This is a genomic window from Microbacterium sp. ZW CA_36 (assembly GCF_044987475.1).
Lineage (GTDB): Bacteria > Actinomycetota > Actinomycetes > Actinomycetales > Microbacteriaceae > Microbacterium.
The window spans coordinates 14,919-31,825 of sequence record NZ_JBJDRL010000014.1; the positions used below are offsets into that span (position 1 = coordinate 14,919).

Below are 16,907 nucleotides of genomic sequence, written 5' to 3' on the forward strand. Positions count from 1 at the left end.
GACCGGCACGCAATCACCGACATCAGCTTTCTCCTCGCAGCCGCAGCGTGCGCGCCGCTGGCTCGTCGGGCAGTTCGAGCACGATCTCGCCGGCATCCGCATCCCATCGCACGCTCGTCGGGAGGCTGGTCGGGAAGACCGCTTCGACAACGAGCGGGCGCCCGGAGTGCCGGGCGAGGGGCACACGCACGGTGGTGGAGCCAGCCCGGCGCCAGACCGTGATCAGTTCGCCGTCGTCGTCGCGCACGCCCAGCGCCACGACGGGGTCATGCCACCCGGGCAGTCCCAGAGGCCAGAAGGGCAGCGCGGTGCGAATACGGGTTCGCGTGGTGCGATAGGCGTCGATCGCCTCCTGCACGAGCCGCATCTGCGCCTCAGACAGCAGGTCTATCCGGCCTGCGAGATGCACCCGGCCGAGCAGCGCGCTCGCGAGCGAGAAGACGATCCGCTCGTCGGACCAGGAAGGATCGGGATACGCCCACACCGCACCCTGCTCAGGTGTGACGGCGGTCGGCGCGGCTGCGGCGATCGCGGCCGTGAGCAGCGGGTCCTGATTGTCGCTCGTGGACTGCACGGGATGCACTCGCAGCGTCGCGCCGTCCATCCGCTGTCCACCGCTCGCGCAGCTTTCGATCACCAGGCCGGGATGCCGGTCCATGAGTTCGCTCACCCACTCGAGCAGCGCGCGCTGGTGACCGAATGCTCCGTCACCGGGACTGTCGGCGTCGAGGTCGGTGCCCTGCGTGACGTCCATGTTGTAGTCGAACTTCAGATACCCCAGTCCGAGTTCGATGATCAGTCGCTCGACCGCCGCGTCGATGTGTGCGAGTGCGGCCGGATGGCGGAAGTCCAGCTGCAGTCGCCCCGATTCCACGACGCGCTGCCCATCGCGTTGGAAGAACGCCTCGGCCGGCAGCAGCCCGGCGATCGGGCTCGCAGCCGACACGGCTTCCGGCTCGAGCCAGAGGCCGGCTACCATGCCCGCGTCGCGGATCCGGCGCGTCATCTGATCGAGGCCGCGGGGAAATCGTCGGGAGGATGGCTGCCACGAGCCGAGGTCGTTCCACCATGCCGGGCCGTCGGTGTACCAGCCGGAGTCGATGCAGTAGACCTCGGCTCCCGCGCGGGCCGCTGCGTCGATGTAGGGCGGCAGGTTCTCGGCATTCGGGTCGCCCATGAGCGCGTTCATGAAGTCGTTGACGATCACCGGCAGGTTCTCGTGGTCCACGTGTGGGCGCCGCACCCGCCGCCGAGCCTCGGTCAGGGCACCGAAGATCTCGTCGTCGTCACCGCCCAGTACAAGCGTCGCGGGCACGGAGCTGAACCGCTCGCCTGGACCGAGCCGATGCGACCAAGCCGCGCCCTGGTCCGTCGGTCCGCTCGCCACCATATAGAGCGCGTCGTCCTGATCGCCGAGCTCCCACCGCCATGCACCGTTGTGCTCGATCTGCCATAGCAGCGACCGCCGTTCCACGCGGGATCGCAGGATGCCCATCGGCAGATGTCCGCCGGTCGACCAGCTGCCCCGCTGCCCCAGGGCGAACGACGCCCGCGAGCTGGGGATGCCCCATGTGCGCAGCCCGGTGTCGTCGAGCCCCAGCTCGGCGGGCGTCCGCCGCTGCCACATCAGCTCGCGGAACCATGTGTTGTGCGCGAAGCCGACTTCGTGATCGTGCCACCAGTGCGAGCCATCCGCTGAGATGCCGCCGATGGCGACGGACGAGACCGCGCGCAGGTGGACGGCCTCGTCGCCCGCGACGACTTCGGTCGCGCAGCGCACGACCGGAAGGTCGCGCCAGCTCGACCATCGTGCGATCACCAGGATGCCTGACATCGCGTCCCGCGCCGTCACCTCGAGGTGTGCCATGTCACCGTCGGTCCAGGTGCGGTGATCCACCGTGCGGAGACGGAGCCCGACTGCGCTCCCCATCAGCCGCTCGGAGGACGACGTGCCCGAGCCCTCGCCGCCGAGGTGAACCTCCGCGATGGGAATCGCCGCCGAAGGCGCGGCGGTGCGGCCGCCGCCGACCGCGGCGAGCCGCCGCACTTTCGGGGGGCCGTCGACGCCGAGGTCGAGGTCCAACTCCAACGCGCCCGGGCGCCATCTGATCGTCTGCGTATGCATGGCGGTGTTCCTCCGATGACCTGTGCGGCGTCGAGGCCCGGGGCGAGGCATCCGCCCCGCCCCGGGTCGATGTCGTCGGTCAGCTGGCGTCGTTCGCCGCCTGCCATATTTCGAGGTAGCGGTCGACGCCCAGGCCCTGGAGGCCGTCCAGGTAGCCGTTCCAATCACCGTCGTTGTTCGGGTCACGCACCCCGGTGACGAACTCCGCCGTCGCGGTGGCCACGTTGCTCTCGATGTTGGTCGTGAGCGTGGCGAGTTCGCTCGCCTCTTCCGCCGGCACCCAAAGGTTCCAGTACGGGAAATTGGCGTCGGACTCCTTGCCCTCATAGAGCTCGGTCGCCTGGAAGAGCCGGCGCTCGGCTCCTTCCTCCGTGTAGATGTCCAGCGGCTGCACCTGGCAGTTGCGCCACTCGACGGTGTCGAACACCTGCGCCATGGGGCCCCAGTTGCCGTTGTAGTCCGCCTCGTTCTCCTCATCCAGCGGCAGGTCGACGAAGCAGGGCTCGAGCTCGGGATCAAGGGCGATGTCGCCTTCCTCAGGAGCCCGCCAGCCGATGTTCTCTTCGCCCATCTCGCCGAGAAGGTGACCCTCGGGGGTGAAGATGTAGTCCATCATCTCCATGATCACCTGCTGTTCCACCTCGTCGGCAGCCTTCGTGATGACGAAGGTCGCACCGGGCACGCTCGGCAACTGATAGGTGGTGATCGGCCCCTCTGCACCCTCGAGCGGCGGCAGCGGGTCGTATTGGGTGTCCCGCGCATCCTCCTGACCGATGCTCACGCCGATCCAGGGGTGGATGGCGGTGAAGCCGCCGACGATGACGCCCTCGGCCGAGTTGCCGGTGGCCTGCATGGTGTCGCCGCCCTGCGAGAACGCCGCGGGGTCGATCAGTCCTGCCGCCCACAGCCTGTTCAGGAACTTCAGACCTTCTCGCCAACCGTCCTGCATGGTCTGCATCTGCACGGTGTCACCCTCGAGCCCCAGCGAGATGGGCTGACTGGCCGCGCCGGCGCCGGTATTGAAGGAGTTCGCGATGAACGCGTTCATGATGAACGGCACGATCGACCACTGCGCGCTTCCCGTGATGGGGATCTCGTCCGCGACGCCGTTCCCGTTCGGGTCCTGCGTCTTGAAAGCTGTCATGACGTCGAAGAACTCGTCGGGTGTCGTCGGCATCGCGAGTCCGAGGTTCTCGAGCCAGACGGTGTTGATCCAGAACTTGTACGGGTAGGAGCAGTGGTAGCAGTCGTTCCACTGCGGGAGCCCCCAGATCGTCCCGTCGGGCGCGGTCGCAAGGGTCTCGAAGCCCTCTTCAGCGGCAAGGGCGTCGGCGATGTTGGGCGCGTGCTCTTCGATGAGGTCGTTCAGGGGCAGGACGACTCCTTGGTCTCCGTAGCGCTGCAGCTCGGCCTGCGTGAACTGCGATGCCCACGGAACGAGCATGTACGCCTCGGGCAGTTCGCCGCCGGCGAGGGAGATCTGCCGGGCCTCGGTCGCTGCGCCCGAGTCGTATCCCGTGGTCTGGAAGTCGATGTCGACGTCGAACTTGTCCTCCAGCAGTTTCGTGAAGGAGTTGGTGTTGAGGTCCATCTGGCCGCCCTGTTCGCCGAAGATGGTGATGACCTTCTGATCGTCTCCGGCGCTTGGGGTGCACCCGACGACTGCGGCGGTCAAAGCCGCCACTCCCGCGATGGCTGCGAGTGAGCGACGGCTGCGTCGCATCTTGTCCGACATATGTTGTCTCAACAAGGTCTTGCCTCTCTGTGATTGGGACGGGTGTGGTGCTGGATTCATGACGCGGTGCGACGTGCGGCGCGTCAGCCCTTGACGGCGCCTACGAGGATCCCTTTGTTGAAGAATCGGGCGACGAAGGGGTACACGAGCATCACCGGCACCGTGGAGATGACGATGAGCGAGTACTTGAGCAGGTCGGCGAGCTGCTGGCGTTCCAGCGCAGCGGCGGCGTCGAGACCGGGAGCGGCCTGGTTCAGGATCAGTACGTTGCGGAGCACAAGCTGGAGCGGGTACAGACTCGGGTCCCGCAGATAGAGCAGCGCGTCGAAGTACGAGTTCCATTGGAAGATCGCGTACATGAGCGCGATCACGGCGAGGAGCGGCTTGGAGAGCGGCAGGACCACTGTCCGGAGGAATCGAAGATCGCTGGCGCCGTCCAGCTGGGCCGCTTCGTAGAGCTCCTCGGGGATCGATGTGCGGAAGAACGCGACGGCGATGATGACCTGCCAGACGCCGATGGCCTGGGGGAGGATGAGCGCCCATCGCGTGTCGAGCAACCCGAGGTTCTGGACGACCAGGTAGGTCGGGATGATGCCGCCGGCGAAGAGCATCGTGAAGACCACGAAGAGCGTGATCCCGCGGCGACCCCATAGGTCGCTGCGGGAGAGCGGATATGCGATGGCGACCGTCAGCACGAGGCTGATGGCGGTTCCGGCCAGCGTGTAGATGAGCGAGTTGGTGAAGCCGGTGAGGATCGAGTTGTCGCTCAGCGCCCGCTGGTAGCCCTCGAGTGTGAAGTCGACGGGCCAGAACGTGACACGACCCGATGACACCGCCAAGGGATCGCTGAAGGAGCTCGCGACGATGTACAGCAGCGGCAGCAGGACGCACAGCAGGAACGTCGTCAGCAGGATGTACACCCCGACCATGAAGATCCGGTCGGTCGGCGACTCTTTGATGCGCCGCGGGGCCTTGACCGGTCTCGGCTTGCGCACCGGCGGCTCGGCGTCGCTGCTTCGGCGTTCGTCCAGAGTCGTGGTCACCACAGTCCGTTTCCTGTCAGTCGTTTGACGAGAGCGTTCACGGCGAGGAGCAGCACGAGGTTGATGGCCCCGTTGAACAGGCCGATCGCTGCTGCCTGGCTGAAGTCGGCGCTCAGCAAGCCGACCTTGTAGGTGTAAGTCGGGATGATTTCGGACTGAGAGATGTTCAGGCTGTTCTGGAAGAGGAACGCCTTCTCGAATCCGATCGCCATGACGTTGCCGACACCGAGCACGAGGACGATCATCGCCGTGGGCAGGAGACCCGGGATGTCCACGTGGCGGATCTTCTGCCAGCGGCTGGCCCCGTCCACCCTTGCCGCTTCGTACAGAGTCGGGTCGATCCCGGCGAGCGCGGCGAGGTAGATCACGGCGGAATAGCCCATTGTCTGCCAGATGTCGCTGAGCACGTAGATGTGACGGAAGTAGTCGGGATCGCTCAGAAAGTCGATGGTGCCGAGGCCGAAGAACTGCGTGACGTGAGCCGCGAGACCGACACGGGGCGACAGGAACAGGATCGTCATCGACACGACCACGACCGTCGAGATGAAGTACGGCGCGTAGGTCACCATCTGAACGGTGTTCTTGAAGAACCTCAGACGCACTTCATTCAGCGCCAGGGCCAGGATGATCGGAATCGGGAAGCTTGCGAGCACCACGTATGCCGAGAGCACGAAAGTGTTGCGCAGCACAGGCCAGAAGATCGGGTTCGAGAAGAAGCGCTCGAAGTGCTTCACCCCGGCCCAGTCGCTGCCCCAAACACCGTCCACAACGTTGTAATCCTTGAACGCGATGATCGTGTTCGCCATCGGGATGTACTTGAACACGACGAAGTACGCGATCGGGATCAGGATGAGCAGGTACAGCTGCCAGTGACGCCGGAAACTGCGCCTCAGCCCGCGGAAGCCGCGTCCGCTCTCTCGGTCGCGGAGATCGCGGGTCACATCGCCGACATCGAGTCCGATGCCGCCGACCGGGGTCACCATGCGTGCTCCACCGGGCCCGCGTCACGCGGCACCTCGCGATGGAACGTGCAGCGCGGTGGTCTGGGGGACATCATCAGGGCGTTCCTTTCTGCAACGTTGCAGTCACCGGCCTCTCACGATAAACGTCTGATCATTGAGTGTCAATCTGCACCCTCGATACCGCGAGACGTGAGCGTCCTGGGTAATTGATTGAACCTTTACGGTCGGCGCGTTCGGCGCGTTCGCGTCGTGCGAGGCGTCGGTCGGGTCCCCGCATCGGTAGACTGCGTGCGTGGCAACCGGCGCCGATGACACCGCAACGGGCTCGGGCTCCCGTTCCGACCGCGTGATCGCGATCGTCAAGGAGATGATCGCGTCGGGTGAACTGCAGGCCGGCGACCGACTCCCGATCGAGAAGGAGCTCGCCGCACGGTGGGGAGTCTCGAGAGGATCTCTGCGGGAAGCCGTCCGTTCGCTCGCGGCGCTCGGTGTGCTCGAGACGAAGCAGGGTGACGGCACCTACGTCACGCAGCTCGACCCAGGTTCGCTGTTGCGCCCGCTGGAGTTCTGGGCGGGACTGCAGGAGGCGACGCAGTCTGTCGACCTGCTGGGCGTGCGCAGGGTGCTCGAGACCGAGTCCGCCGGACTCGCCGCCGTACGGCTCACCGACCGCGATCTCGACGAGCTCGAGCTGATCCTCTCGGACATCGACGTCGGGTTGGCCTCCGGCGAACTCGGCCCCGAGTCATTCATCGATGCGGATGCGGCATTCCATCAGCGGATCGCTGCCGCCAGCGGCAACGCCGCCCTCGCCGCTCTGATCGACAGCCTCATGACCCGGACGCTCCGCGGCCGCTTGTGGCGGGCGATCACCGAACGCGACTCGCTCGGTGCGGCACACGCGGAGCACCGGGCGATCCTCGCGGCGCTTCGCACGCGCGACGCCGAGCGGGCTCGCATCCGGATGGCGGCGCATCTGCTCGGCGTCGAGGTCTTCGCGGCCGAGCATCCCGTCGCTGGTGACTCGCGGGTCGAGCCGCTCAGCGAGTAATCACCAGCAGGTCCTGCGCCTTTCGCTCGAGCCAGTACTGGCCGTCCGGGAATCGGTAGCGTTGCACAGCCTCGTCGCGGAGCTCGGCGCTGTATCCCGGTCGCGAGGGCAGTGCGTAGTGGCCGTTGGAGACGATCACCGGGTCGACGAAGTGTTCGTGGAGGTGATCGACGTACTCGGTGAGGCGCTTGTCGAGTGATCCCGACACGGCGACGTAGTCGAAGATCGAAAGGTGCTGGACGAGTTCACACAGCCCGACTCCGCCGGCGTGCGGGCAGACCGGCACGCCGAACTTGTGTGCCATGAGGTACACCGACAGGATCTCGTTGACACTGGCAAGCCGAGCGGAGTCGAGCTGGCAGAAGTCGAGAGCCTCTGCCTGGAACATCTGCTTGAAGAGCACACGGTTCATGCCGTGCTCGCCTGTGGCGACACCGATGGGCGCAACAGCTCTGCGTATCGCCGCGTGCCCCAACACGTCGTCGGGACTCGTGGGCTCCTCGATCCACATCGGCCGGAACTCGGCGAGTGCGTTGATCCATTCGATCGCCTGCGGCACATCCCACACCTGGTTGGCGTCGATCATGAGCTCGGCATCCCAGCCGATCTCTTCGCGGGCAATACGAAGCCGCCGGCGGTCGTCGTCCAGGTCTGCGCCGACCTTGAGCTTGAAGTGACGGTACCCGTCGGTCACCGCCTCGCGAAGCAGCGTTCGAAGCTTTTCATCTGAGTAGCCGAGCCAGCCCGCACTTGTGGTGTAACAGGGATATCCGCCGCGCGCCTTCAACTCCTCCAGGCGCTGGTGCCGGCCCGGGGCCGCCGAACGCAGCATCGCGATGGCTTCGTCGCGGGTCAGCGCATCGGATAGGTACCGGAGATCGGCGGCATCGACCAACTGCTCGGGACTCATCTCGACCAGGAGACGCCAGAGCGGAACGCCCGCTCGTCGCGCTGCCATGTCCCAGAGCGCGTTCATCACCGCCGCCATCGCGAGGTGGACCACGCCCTTCTCCGGACCGAGCCACCGCAGCTGAGTATCAGAAGCCAGCTCTCGATAGGTTGCGCCCAGGTCGTCGAGCAATGTGTCGACATCCCGCCCGACCAGCGGCAGCGCTCGCTGCCGTGCGGCCTCAGCACAGAGATCGTTGCCGCGACCGATCGTGAATGTGAACCCATACCCGGACAGCTCGGAGTCGGTCTCCAACGCCACATAGGCCGCCGAGTAGTCGCCGTCCTTGTTCATGGCGTCGGAACCGTCAGCGTCGAGCGAGGTGGGAAAGCGCACATCGTGGACGCGGACATTGGTGATGATCGGCATCAATCATCCCTTCGTGGCGGTGTTGGTAACTCCAGGTCATTTGATCTATCGGCCAGAACTGAGAAGCCGAGTTGGTCGCAGAGGCCACCGCGAGGCGACCTCAGTAGGAACGCATCGCGCCGAGGAAGCCCCGACAGGCCATACGATGCGCCGAGTCCTCGTGGAGACGCGGACGCATCGCTCGAAGAATGCGACTTCAACGGCCAGTCCTAAAGATCTGATCTTTACACATGCTAGCCGCGATGCTAGCGTGACGGCGAACCGAGAGGCAGCAGTTCCAGATGCAGCGAGTGCTCTTCCCCCACTCGTGGGAGTTCCGAGAGCGGTATTCCGCCGGTCATACCGAGTTCGAGTCGGTCGTGCTCCCGCATGATGCGGTGCTGGGTTCGAGCCGACTCGACGACCCGGCCCTCCAGGCCACCGGGTACTTCCCGGGCGGCGACTGGGTGTACCGCGCGAGGCTCCCGGCACCAGCGCACTGGCGGGACCGTCATGTGATGCTCGAATTCGAATCCGTCTACCGGTCGGCCGCCGTCTTCGTGAACGGCGACCTCGCGATTCGGCGACCGTCGGGAACCTCCACCATCACCGTTGAACTCGACCGGTACCTGCGTTACGGCGGCGACAACGAGATCATCGTCGAGGCGCGTGCCCACCGGGATGCGAGGTGGTACACCGGGGGCGGCATCGTCCGGCCGGTCCACCTGGCAATCGCGCCTCGCGTCCATGTCCCGCTCGATGGCATCGTCGTGACGACCCCCGAGCATGACGCCGAGGCGTCGGTCGTACAGGTCGTGACCACGGTGCGAAACCTCGAGACGATCCCGGCCGTGCGGCGGCTCGAGACGAGCATCGTGGATCCCTCAGGCGAGGTCGTCGGCGTCGATCGCACGAGGGTGAGCGTCCCGCCCGGCGGCAGCGCCCAAGTCAGCCAGCGCATCCTGGTGATGGCCCCACGGCGGTGGTCCGTCGAAACGCCCGACCTCTACCGCGTCGACTCGAGCCTCAGCTCGGGTACCGGTGACATCGACCTCGACCGGAGCGAGGTGCAGTTCGGCATCCGGACACTTCACCTCGATGCGGCCCGCGGCCTGCGCATCAACGGCGACCCGGTCGAGTTGCGCGGCGCTTGCGTGCACGCCGACAACGGGGTGATCGGCGCCGCGACCTTCGATCGCGCGGAGGCGCGCCGGGTCGCCCTGCTCAAGTCCGCCGGTTTCAATGCAATCCGCAGCGCTCATCAACCGATGAGTCGAGCGATGCTCGATGCCTGTGATCGTCTGGGAGTGCTCGTCATGGATGAGCTCACCGACGTCTGGACCAGATCGAAGTCGCCCGACGACGGCGCGGATCAGTTCACGGACTGGTGGCAGCGAGATCTCGAGGCGATGGTGACCAAGGACCGCAACCATCCGAGTGTCATCATCTACTCGATCGGCAACGAGATCCCGGAGGCGGCAACCCGGTCAGGCTCCGACCTGTCGAGGAGCATGTCTGCCGAGGTCCGCCGCTTGGATCCGACCCGGTATGTCACGGCCGCCGTCAATGGCGCGCTGTTCGTGATGGATGCGGCCGTGGAGGTCGATCCGGAATTGCTGGGCGGGGCGCCGCTGCACCCGGTCGACGAGATCAACGCCCGCGAGTCGAGCCTCGAGGATCGGATGAGTGCGCTCGGCGTCACCGACGCGGTGACCGCGCTCACTGAGGAGGCCTACGGTGCCCCCGATATCGCGGGAATGAACTATCTTGACTGCCGGTACGAACTGGACCGCGAGCTGTTCCCGAATCGCGTGATCGTCGGGTCTGAGACCTTCCCCACGCACATAGACCGACTCTGGGCACTCGTACGCGCCAACCCGCAGGTGATCGGCGACTTCACCTGGACGGGGTGGGACTATCTGGGTGAGCCGGGCCTCGGGCGCATGCACTACGCGGACGATCCACCGGGCGACGGCGCACTCGGCCCCTACCCCTTCATGCTTGCGGGTTCTGGCGACATCGACATCACCGGCGAGCGTCGCCCTGCCTCGTACTACCGAGAGATCGTGTACGGCCTTCGACCGGAGCCGTACATCGCGGTCAGGCGTCCGCACACGAGGGGTAGGGCGACGAGATCGGCTCCCTGGTCGTGGACCGACTGCATCCCGTCGTGGACATGGGGAGATGTCGGCACCGAACCGCTCGAAGTCGAGGTGTACAGCGACGCACCCGAAGTAGAACTGCTCGTCAATGGCCGCTCCCTGGGACGTCGGCCGACGGGGCCGGACCATCGGTATCGCGCACTGTTCGAGGTCGAGTACACTCCCGGCCGCATCGAGGCACACGCCATCCGAAATGGACGGGGTGCCGAGTCTGTGGTACTGCAGACGGCGGGGGTCGATCGGCGTCTGAGACTGACAGCCGAACACGCGGCGCTCGCCGTCGATGGTCGAGATCTGGGCTACGTCGTGATCGAGATCGGGGATGCCGACGGTGTCAGGGCCACCGATGCAGACGTCGAAGTCGAACTTCGGATCGACGGTCCTGGATCACTCCAGGGATTCGGGAGCGCGGCGATGGTCACCGAGGAATCCTTCGCCGATGCGCAGCATCGACTCCACGACGGCCGCGCGCTGGCCGTGATCCGTCCGACCTCAGGCGGACGAATCACCGTGACGGCGTCGGCTTCCGGGTACGTGTCGGCCTCGGTCGACCTCGAGGCACGCTGACCGCAACAGTGCCGGCGGAGCGAGCAGGGACGCTTGCTTGGCGTCATTCATCGTGCGGGACTCCAGAATCCGGTCGGGCCGCATGGGATCGGGGGAACTGGACGGTGACCGGCCCGGTGGAGAGATCGACCGATACGTGTTCGCCATCCGGGCCGCGAACGTCGACGACGTCCCCGTCCCGGGCAGCCGCAGAGCCCCCGGCGGCACGCAGCGTGGACACCAGGACGTCCTCGTCCCAGCGGAGGTTCTCGACGACGACGCCGCCTCTCGCGCGGACGCCGCTGATCGATCCCCGGCTCCACGAATTCGGCAGTGCGGGCAGCAACGAGATCCGATTGGGCTGCGACTGCACGAGCATCTCGATGACGACGGCCGGCAGCCCACCGCTCGCGTCGACGTTGAAGATCGCGTCGCCGTCGTGCGTCGACACGGCGTTCGAGCGCCAGAAATCGCGCGCGAGCGACTCGACGCACTGTCGCGCGGCTTCGGCATCCCCGAGCCGAGCTGCCGCGAGGCCAAGGCCAACGAGGCCGAATGCCATCTCCATGCGACCGTCGCCGGCTGACCACGGCTTCTCGTTGCGCCAGGCGAGCTTGCGCCTGATCGTCTCGAGCGCAGCAGCGCGGAGCTCGGGTGCGCTGGCTGCCTCGTCGTCCTCGTACCAGAACGGGTAGAGCTGCGAGACGTGCCGGTGCCCGATCTCCTCGGCGATCGTGGGATCGAGCCACTCAGCGAAGGTTCCTTCGTCGGTCACCCGGTAGGGCGGCAGCCGATCGGCGAACGAACGCCAAGCGTCGCGGTCGGCTTCCTCGCCCAGGATGTCGGCGATCCTGATGGCGAGACGCGCGGCATCTCGGAACGCCGCGACGTCCATCGTGGCGTCGACTCCAATGGGACTGGCGCGGTTGCCAGGGGTGTTCTCGGGGGAATACGACGGAGCGAGATGCAGGAGGCCGTCATCGCCCGGCAGGGCGACCGCGAGCGCGAAGGCCATGACGTTGCTCGCGAGCGGCCAGGCGTATTCGCGCAGAATGTCCACGTCACCGGTCGCGGTGAACTGATCCCATGCCAAGCGCAGCACCCAAGCACCGCCTGCCATCCAGTACAGGTGGGGAAAGGCGGGGGCGAAGTGGTTGCTGTTGCCGTGCGAGTCGAAACGTGCAGGGAGCAGCCAGCCAGGAGCGCCGAAGATCCGCTGCGCGTTCGCAGCGTAGTCGTCCACGTGCCGGAAGATCGCCCGCAGGTACGACGTAAGCAGCTCAGGCGTGCCCGACGCAATGAGAGATGCAACACCGCCGTGCTGCACATTGCCGTTCTGCGTCCAGTCGCCCGACCACGCCGGCCGGCGAGTTCCCTGCCAGATGCCGACGAGCGTGGGAGGCAGGACTCCGGTCGACGAGATAATCGTGTGGCGCCCGGATGCGAACGCGAGTTCGACGGCTGCAAGCAACCCCTGCGGGTCACCGGCCCTCGCCCGCTGCAGCACGTCGTCGTAGGGTACGGCGTCGTCGACGCCGCTGCTCAAGTCGAGCGAGCACGCCTCGAACAGGGACGCGTGCGTGTCGGCCGCGGCGACCTCGGCCTCGGCGATGCCGCCGAACAATTCGACTCGGATGGGGAGTCGGACGGTCCGCCCGGCGGTCAGACGCAGACGCACGGCGCCCGATTCCGGCTCGGCGTCGATGCCGGCGGGGAGGTCGACGATCAGCCTCGCGTGCCTCGGCGGCCATGGGCTCGGCGGGTTCTCGCGCACGAACGGTGACAGATTGCCTTCGGCGACCTTGACATCGAGGGTCATGCGAGAGCCGTCGATGGTCGGGACGGCCGGTTCGAGGAAGACGCCGTAGTCCGTCGACGGATATTCACCGGGGTCGCGAGGCGCCTCACCGAAGTCCAGTGCCAGCACGCCGCTGTGGTCGTGATCGGACCAGAGCTCGATCGACATCCCGCCTGTTGCCCGGTCCGGGATCAGTGCGATGCCGCTGCCGACACCTGCGCCATCGGTCCACCCGACTTCAACCCTGCCGGTGGTGAAGTCCCCGATCCTCCGGTACTGCCCGTCCTCGACGGGAGTGTCGGGACTCCACGTGAGTTCGGCGATCGGCACGAACGGATCCGTCCAGATCATGGAGGCGTCGTAGCCGTCGTCGCGCGCGAGACGCTGGGTGATCGCGGTCGCAGTCTCGGCATCGCCGGCGAGGGCGGCCGCCCGCACCTCGGCGATCGCCGGTTCGATGCGCGGTGCCGCTTTCGCGGAGTTCACCGGCAGGAAGAACTCCTCGTGGCACACGTGGATCGAGTGGCGCGTCGGTGTGCCGGACAGCACCGCTCCGAGAGAACCCGTGCCCGCGATGAGGCCGTGCTCCCAGTCGATGCCCGCGGACGAACTCCAGAAGCCGGTTCGGATGGTCACGCTGACTCCGCTTCTCGATCGTTGGTCACCGCCGTCGGGGCATTTGTCTTGCATCCGCCATCGTAGCGCCGAATCATCCAATGAATGGTCGCACTCTCACGAACGATCCGACCACTTGACCCGTCCATGCCGATCCTGCTGACGTTGACAGCCTGAACCGAGCGGATGCTTCGTCCACAGGTCCCGTTCGCGGTAGGGTGTATTCATCTTACCTTTATGACTCCTCGGAGGATCCTGCAGGATGGTCCGAGCCGCTCGCACGCGATTATCAAAATAGTTGAGGATAGATGATGACCACGCCGGAGTGGAACGACCCTGCAGCCTACGAATGGGGCACCGAGCCCACGCACGCCTCTCTCATGCCCTACGAGACGCTGGACGAGGCGATGCGCGCGGATCGCCGCGATTCGCCCTACCGTCTCAGCCTCGATGGGGAATGGAAGTTCCACTGGTCCTCGAATCCCGCGTCGCGTCTGCTCGATTTCGCCGGCGAAGACGTCGACGACTCGGGATGGGCGACCATCCCGGTTCCCTCGAGCTGGCAGCTGCACGGCTACGACTTCCCCATCGGCGTGAACCTCACCCTCCCGTGGACCGGCGCGAACGGGAATCATGAGCAGCCCGATCCCACTGGCGACTACCCGCACGCGCCCACCCTCTACAACCCGGTCGGTCAGTACCGCACCATGTTCGACCTGCCCGACAGCTGGGAGAATCGCCGTTCCTTTCTCCAGTTCGATGGCGTCGAATCGGCTTATTTCGTGTGGGTGAACGGACAGCGGGTCGGATACCGCGAGGACAGCTATACTTCCGGCGAGTTCGATGTCACGGCCCACCTGCGCCCGGGCCGCAACCTCGTTGCGGTGGAGGTGTACCGATGGTGCACGGGCTCGTACCTGGAGAACCAGGACAATGTGCGGCTCTCGGGCATCTTCCGCAGCGTCTCCCTTATCTCGAGGGCGCAGGTTCTGATCCGGGACTTCACCGTCCGCACCCACCTGGACGATTCCCTCCAGAACGCGCGGCTCGAAGTCGCGGCCGATGTCCGTGGCTACGGCGCCGAGAGCGGCGCCCGCGATCACAGCATGCGGGCGCGGCTCTTCGACGGCGTCACCTCCGGTGCTCGCGAGCTGTGGGCGGATGCCGCCGCGGTGGCTGCCGCCGCTGGCGGTGACGCGTCGGCCAGTCTCTCGGGATCAGTGCCGCAGCCGCGGTTGTGGTCGGCGGAGCACCCCGAGCTCTACACACTGGTGCTGGAACTCCTCGACCGCGACGGATCAGTCCGTGAACGCGTCTCCACGCGGGTCGGATTCCGGCGAGTCGAGATCATCGACGGAGTTCTCCGCCTCAACGGACAGGTGATCTCGATTCGCGGGGTGAACCGGCACGAGTGGAATCCACGGACCGGCCGCACCCTGACCACGGCGGACATGATCGCGGACATCCGGCTCATGAAGCAGAACAACATCAACGCCGTGCGCACTTCGCACTACCCGAACGACCCCCGCTGGTACGACCTCGCCGATTCGTATGGCCTCTACGTGTTCGACGAGGCGAACAACGAGACACACATCAATCGCGTCGACGCAGCCGGAAACCCCAACATCCCAGGCGACCGCCCGGAGTTGCGGCAGCCGCTGTTGTGGCGCATGCGCAATATGGTCGACCGCGATAAGAACCATCCCAGTGTGATCGTGTGGTCCACGGGAAACGAGTCGGGGGTCGGTTCCAACCTGCAGGCCATGTACGAGTGGGCGAAGCGGCACGATCCGAGTCGACCCGTCAGCTACCAGGACCCGAACGGCTCTGGCTCTGCCGTTGTGCCGACGGAGTTGTCCGACTTCGACGGGGACTTCTACCCTCCCGTCGAGCAACTGCTCGCCCGAGCCCGGCGGGACCCGCGGCCGTATCTGCTCATCGAGTATGCCTTCGGACAAGGCAACTCATCCGGCTACCTCGACGAGTATTGGGCCATCATCCGAGCGAACCCCGAACTGCTGCAGGGCGGATTCCTGTGGGACTGGGCGGACAAGGGACTCTCCTGGCCCGTTCCCGGGCGCTCGGGGGAGGAGTTCTTCTCGTATGGCGGCGACTGGGGCGACGATCCCAACGAGGAAAGCGCCCACATGAGTGGCTTGGTGCTCTCGGACCGCACACACACCGCGAAGCTTGCCGAAGCGAAAATCGCGTATCAACCCATCACCGTCACCATGGCGGACGCCTCCAGTCTCACGCTGCGCATCTCCAACGAGCACCTGTTCACCAACCTGGACAGGTACACCCTGGAGTGGGTCCTCTCCGAGAACGGCGCTCCCCTTCAGGGAGGCGAGATACCGGGCACCGACCTGAACATCGGACCGCAAGAGAACGCTCAGATCCAGGTCCCGGTCACGCTCCCCGACGATCCTCGACCAGGCGCCGAATACCGGCTCGACGTGGTCTTCGTACTTTCGGAGGCGACCACATGGGCAGAGCGGGGACACGTCGTCGCGCGCGCACAATTCGACGTCCCGGTGGCGGACCCTCTCGACCGGCTGCCGTTGGAGACCGCGGGCCTGTCACATCTGACCGTCGCCGACAGCGCGACGTCCGTTCGCGTGGCCGGAGACCGATTCTCCGTTGAGATCTCCCGGATCACCGGCCGCCTGACGTCGCTGCAGTATGACGACCGGGAACTGCTGGTGAGTGAGCTGACGCCGAATTACTGGCGGACCCCGAACGATCCGGAACTGGCCATCCCCGACATCCGGGTGAATCGTCCCGAGCCGTCGCAGCCATGGCGGGGCGTCGGTGAGGACTGGGCCATTGAAGATGTCGAGATGAAGTCGATACCGGGTGGGGTGCGCGTCATCGTCCGAGGCACCGTCACCACAAAGGTGCCTTTCCGGCCGAGCTTTCAGATCACGACCTCATCACAGTCGATCACCTACACCGTCTACGGCAACGGCCAACTCGATGTGCTGTCGACCTTCGCCCCCGACACCGGAGCGCCCAACCCGCAGGTCATCGGCACGACTTTGACCCTCATCCCGGAGCTCAGTGCCATTCAGTGGTACGGGCGTGGGCCGCACGAATCGACAGCCGATCGTCGCACTTCTGCCTTCTTCGGGCGGTACTCCGGGTCGGTCGCCGATCAGGTCACGCGATACAGCCGCCCGCAGGACTCCGCGAACAAGGCCGACACTCGGTGGGCGGCCCTCGTCGACGACACCGGGAGCGGCGTGCTGTTCGTCGCCGGCGGCAGCATGTTCTTCAACGCTCAGCCTCACGCCCCGGCAGAGCTCGCCGACCGACGGCACTGGCACGAGGTCCCCGAGTCCCGGGGAACGGTCGTCCGCGTCGACGCCGCTCAAGAGGGGATGCACGGCGGCAACTGGGATGTGGTCACCCGACCGGACAAGTACAGCAACACCCCTGCCAAAGGACCGTTCACCCATCTGTATCGCATCCTCCCCCTCCGCGGTGACCTGGCGCCAGCTGAGCTGGCGACGGCCTTCGTCGAGACCGACCTGCCCTATTCGCCGGCGGTTCCGAGACGCACAGGTGTGTGAC

Annotated in this window: 9 protein-coding genes; 3 read left to right on the forward strand and 6 right to left on the reverse strand. The window is 66.0% G+C overall.

Translation table 11 applies throughout. The features are described 5' to 3' along the window. Positions 1 to 22 precede the first annotated feature (22 nt). The 4 genes from ACI3KX_RS08450 to ACI3KX_RS08465 all read right to left on the reverse strand — a co-directional run bounded on the left by ACI3KX_RS08450 (position 23) and on the right by ACI3KX_RS08465 (position 5,886). Positions 23 to 2,125 carry a glycoside hydrolase family 36 protein gene (locus ACI3KX_RS08450; protein ID WP_404909398.1) on the reverse strand — a complete coding sequence of 701 codons (2,103 nt, stop codon included), beginning with the start codon at positions 2,123 to 2,125 and terminating at the stop codon, positions 23 to 25. A 79-nt stretch (positions 2,126 to 2,204) separates the two neighbouring features. Continuing rightward, positions 2,205 to 3,860, reverse strand: a complete 1,656-nt coding sequence (locus ACI3KX_RS08455) for an ABC transporter substrate-binding protein (RefSeq protein ID WP_404909399.1) — start codon at positions 3,858 to 3,860, stop codon at positions 2,205 to 2,207. An 83-nt stretch (positions 3,861 to 3,943) separates the two neighbouring features. Then, complete coding sequence (locus tag ACI3KX_RS08460) at positions 3,944 to 4,906, reverse strand: carbohydrate ABC transporter permease (RefSeq protein ID WP_363356566.1); 963 nt, start codon at positions 4,904 to 4,906, stop codon at positions 3,944 to 3,946. Continuing rightward, positions 4,900 to 5,886: an ABC transporter permease gene (locus ACI3KX_RS08465; protein WP_404909400.1), complete on the reverse strand. Its 987-nt coding sequence runs from the start codon at positions 5,884 to 5,886 to the stop codon at positions 4,900 to 4,902. The genes ACI3KX_RS08460 and ACI3KX_RS08465 overlap by 7 nt, the downstream gene beginning before the upstream one ends. Before the next feature lie 271 nt (positions 5,887 to 6,157). On the opposite strand from ACI3KX_RS08465, the gene ACI3KX_RS08470 reads away from it, so the two are divergent. After that, positions 6,158 to 6,916: a FadR/GntR family transcriptional regulator gene (locus ACI3KX_RS08470; RefSeq protein WP_363356565.1), complete on the forward strand. Its 759-nt coding sequence runs from the start codon at positions 6,158 to 6,160 to the stop codon at positions 6,914 to 6,916. Here the strand turns inward: ACI3KX_RS08470 and ACI3KX_RS08475 are convergent. Then, the gene (locus tag ACI3KX_RS08475) at positions 6,906 to 8,234 is read right to left on the reverse strand and encodes an enolase C-terminal domain-like protein (protein WP_404909401.1); all 1,329 of its coding nucleotides are present in this window, start codon (positions 8,232 to 8,234) and stop codon (positions 6,906 to 6,908) included. The two genes, ACI3KX_RS08470 and ACI3KX_RS08475, sit on opposite strands and share 11 nt — an antisense overlap. Before the next feature lie 281 nt (positions 8,235 to 8,515). Between ACI3KX_RS08475 and ACI3KX_RS08480 the strand changes: the two genes are divergently transcribed. Then, positions 8,516 to 10,942: a glycoside hydrolase family 2 TIM barrel-domain containing protein gene (locus ACI3KX_RS08480; RefSeq protein ID WP_404909402.1), complete on the forward strand. Its 2,427-nt coding sequence runs from the start codon at positions 8,516 to 8,518 to the stop codon at positions 10,940 to 10,942. Positions 10,943 to 10,985: 43 nt separating this feature from the next. On the opposite strand, the gene ACI3KX_RS08485 is transcribed toward ACI3KX_RS08480, so the two are convergent. Beyond that, positions 10,986 to 13,355, reverse strand: coding sequence for a glycosyl hydrolase family 95 catalytic domain-containing protein (locus tag ACI3KX_RS08485; protein WP_404909403.1), 2,370 nt, complete (start codon positions 13,353 to 13,355; stop codon positions 10,986 to 10,988). Positions 13,356 to 13,645: 290 nt separating this feature from the next. Between ACI3KX_RS08485 and ACI3KX_RS08490 the strand changes: the two genes are divergently transcribed. Next, the gene (locus ACI3KX_RS08490; RefSeq protein WP_404909404.1) at positions 13,646 to 16,906 is read left to right on the forward strand and encodes a glycoside hydrolase family 2 TIM barrel-domain containing protein; all 3,261 of its coding nucleotides are present in this window, start codon (positions 13,646 to 13,648) and stop codon (positions 16,904 to 16,906) included. The last annotated feature ends 1 nt before the right edge of the window (position 16,907 follow it).

Excerpts from the sequence above, each read along its gene's own strand:
- ACI3KX_RS08450 (WP_404909398.1), bottom strand. The coding sequence starts at position 2,125 with ATGCATACGCAGACGATCAGATGGCGCCCGGGCGCGTTGGAGTTGGAC.
- ACI3KX_RS08455 (WP_404909399.1), bottom strand. The coding sequence starts at position 3,860 with ATGTCGGACAAGATGCGACGCAGCCGTCGCTCACTCGCAGCCATCGCG.
- ACI3KX_RS08465 (WP_404909400.1), bottom strand. The coding sequence starts at position 5,886 with ATGGTGACCCCGGTCGGCGGCATCGGACTCGATGTCGGCGATGTGACC.
- ACI3KX_RS08475 (WP_404909401.1), bottom strand. The coding sequence starts at position 8,234 with ATGCCGATCATCACCAATGTCCGCGTCCACGATGTGCGCTTTCCCACC.
- ACI3KX_RS08480 (WP_404909402.1), top strand. The coding sequence starts at position 8,516 with ATGCAGCGAGTGCTCTTCCCCCACTCGTGGGAGTTCCGAGAGCGGTAT.
- ACI3KX_RS08490 (WP_404909404.1), top strand. The coding sequence starts at position 13,646 with ATGACCACGCCGGAGTGGAACGACCCTGCAGCCTACGAATGGGGCACC.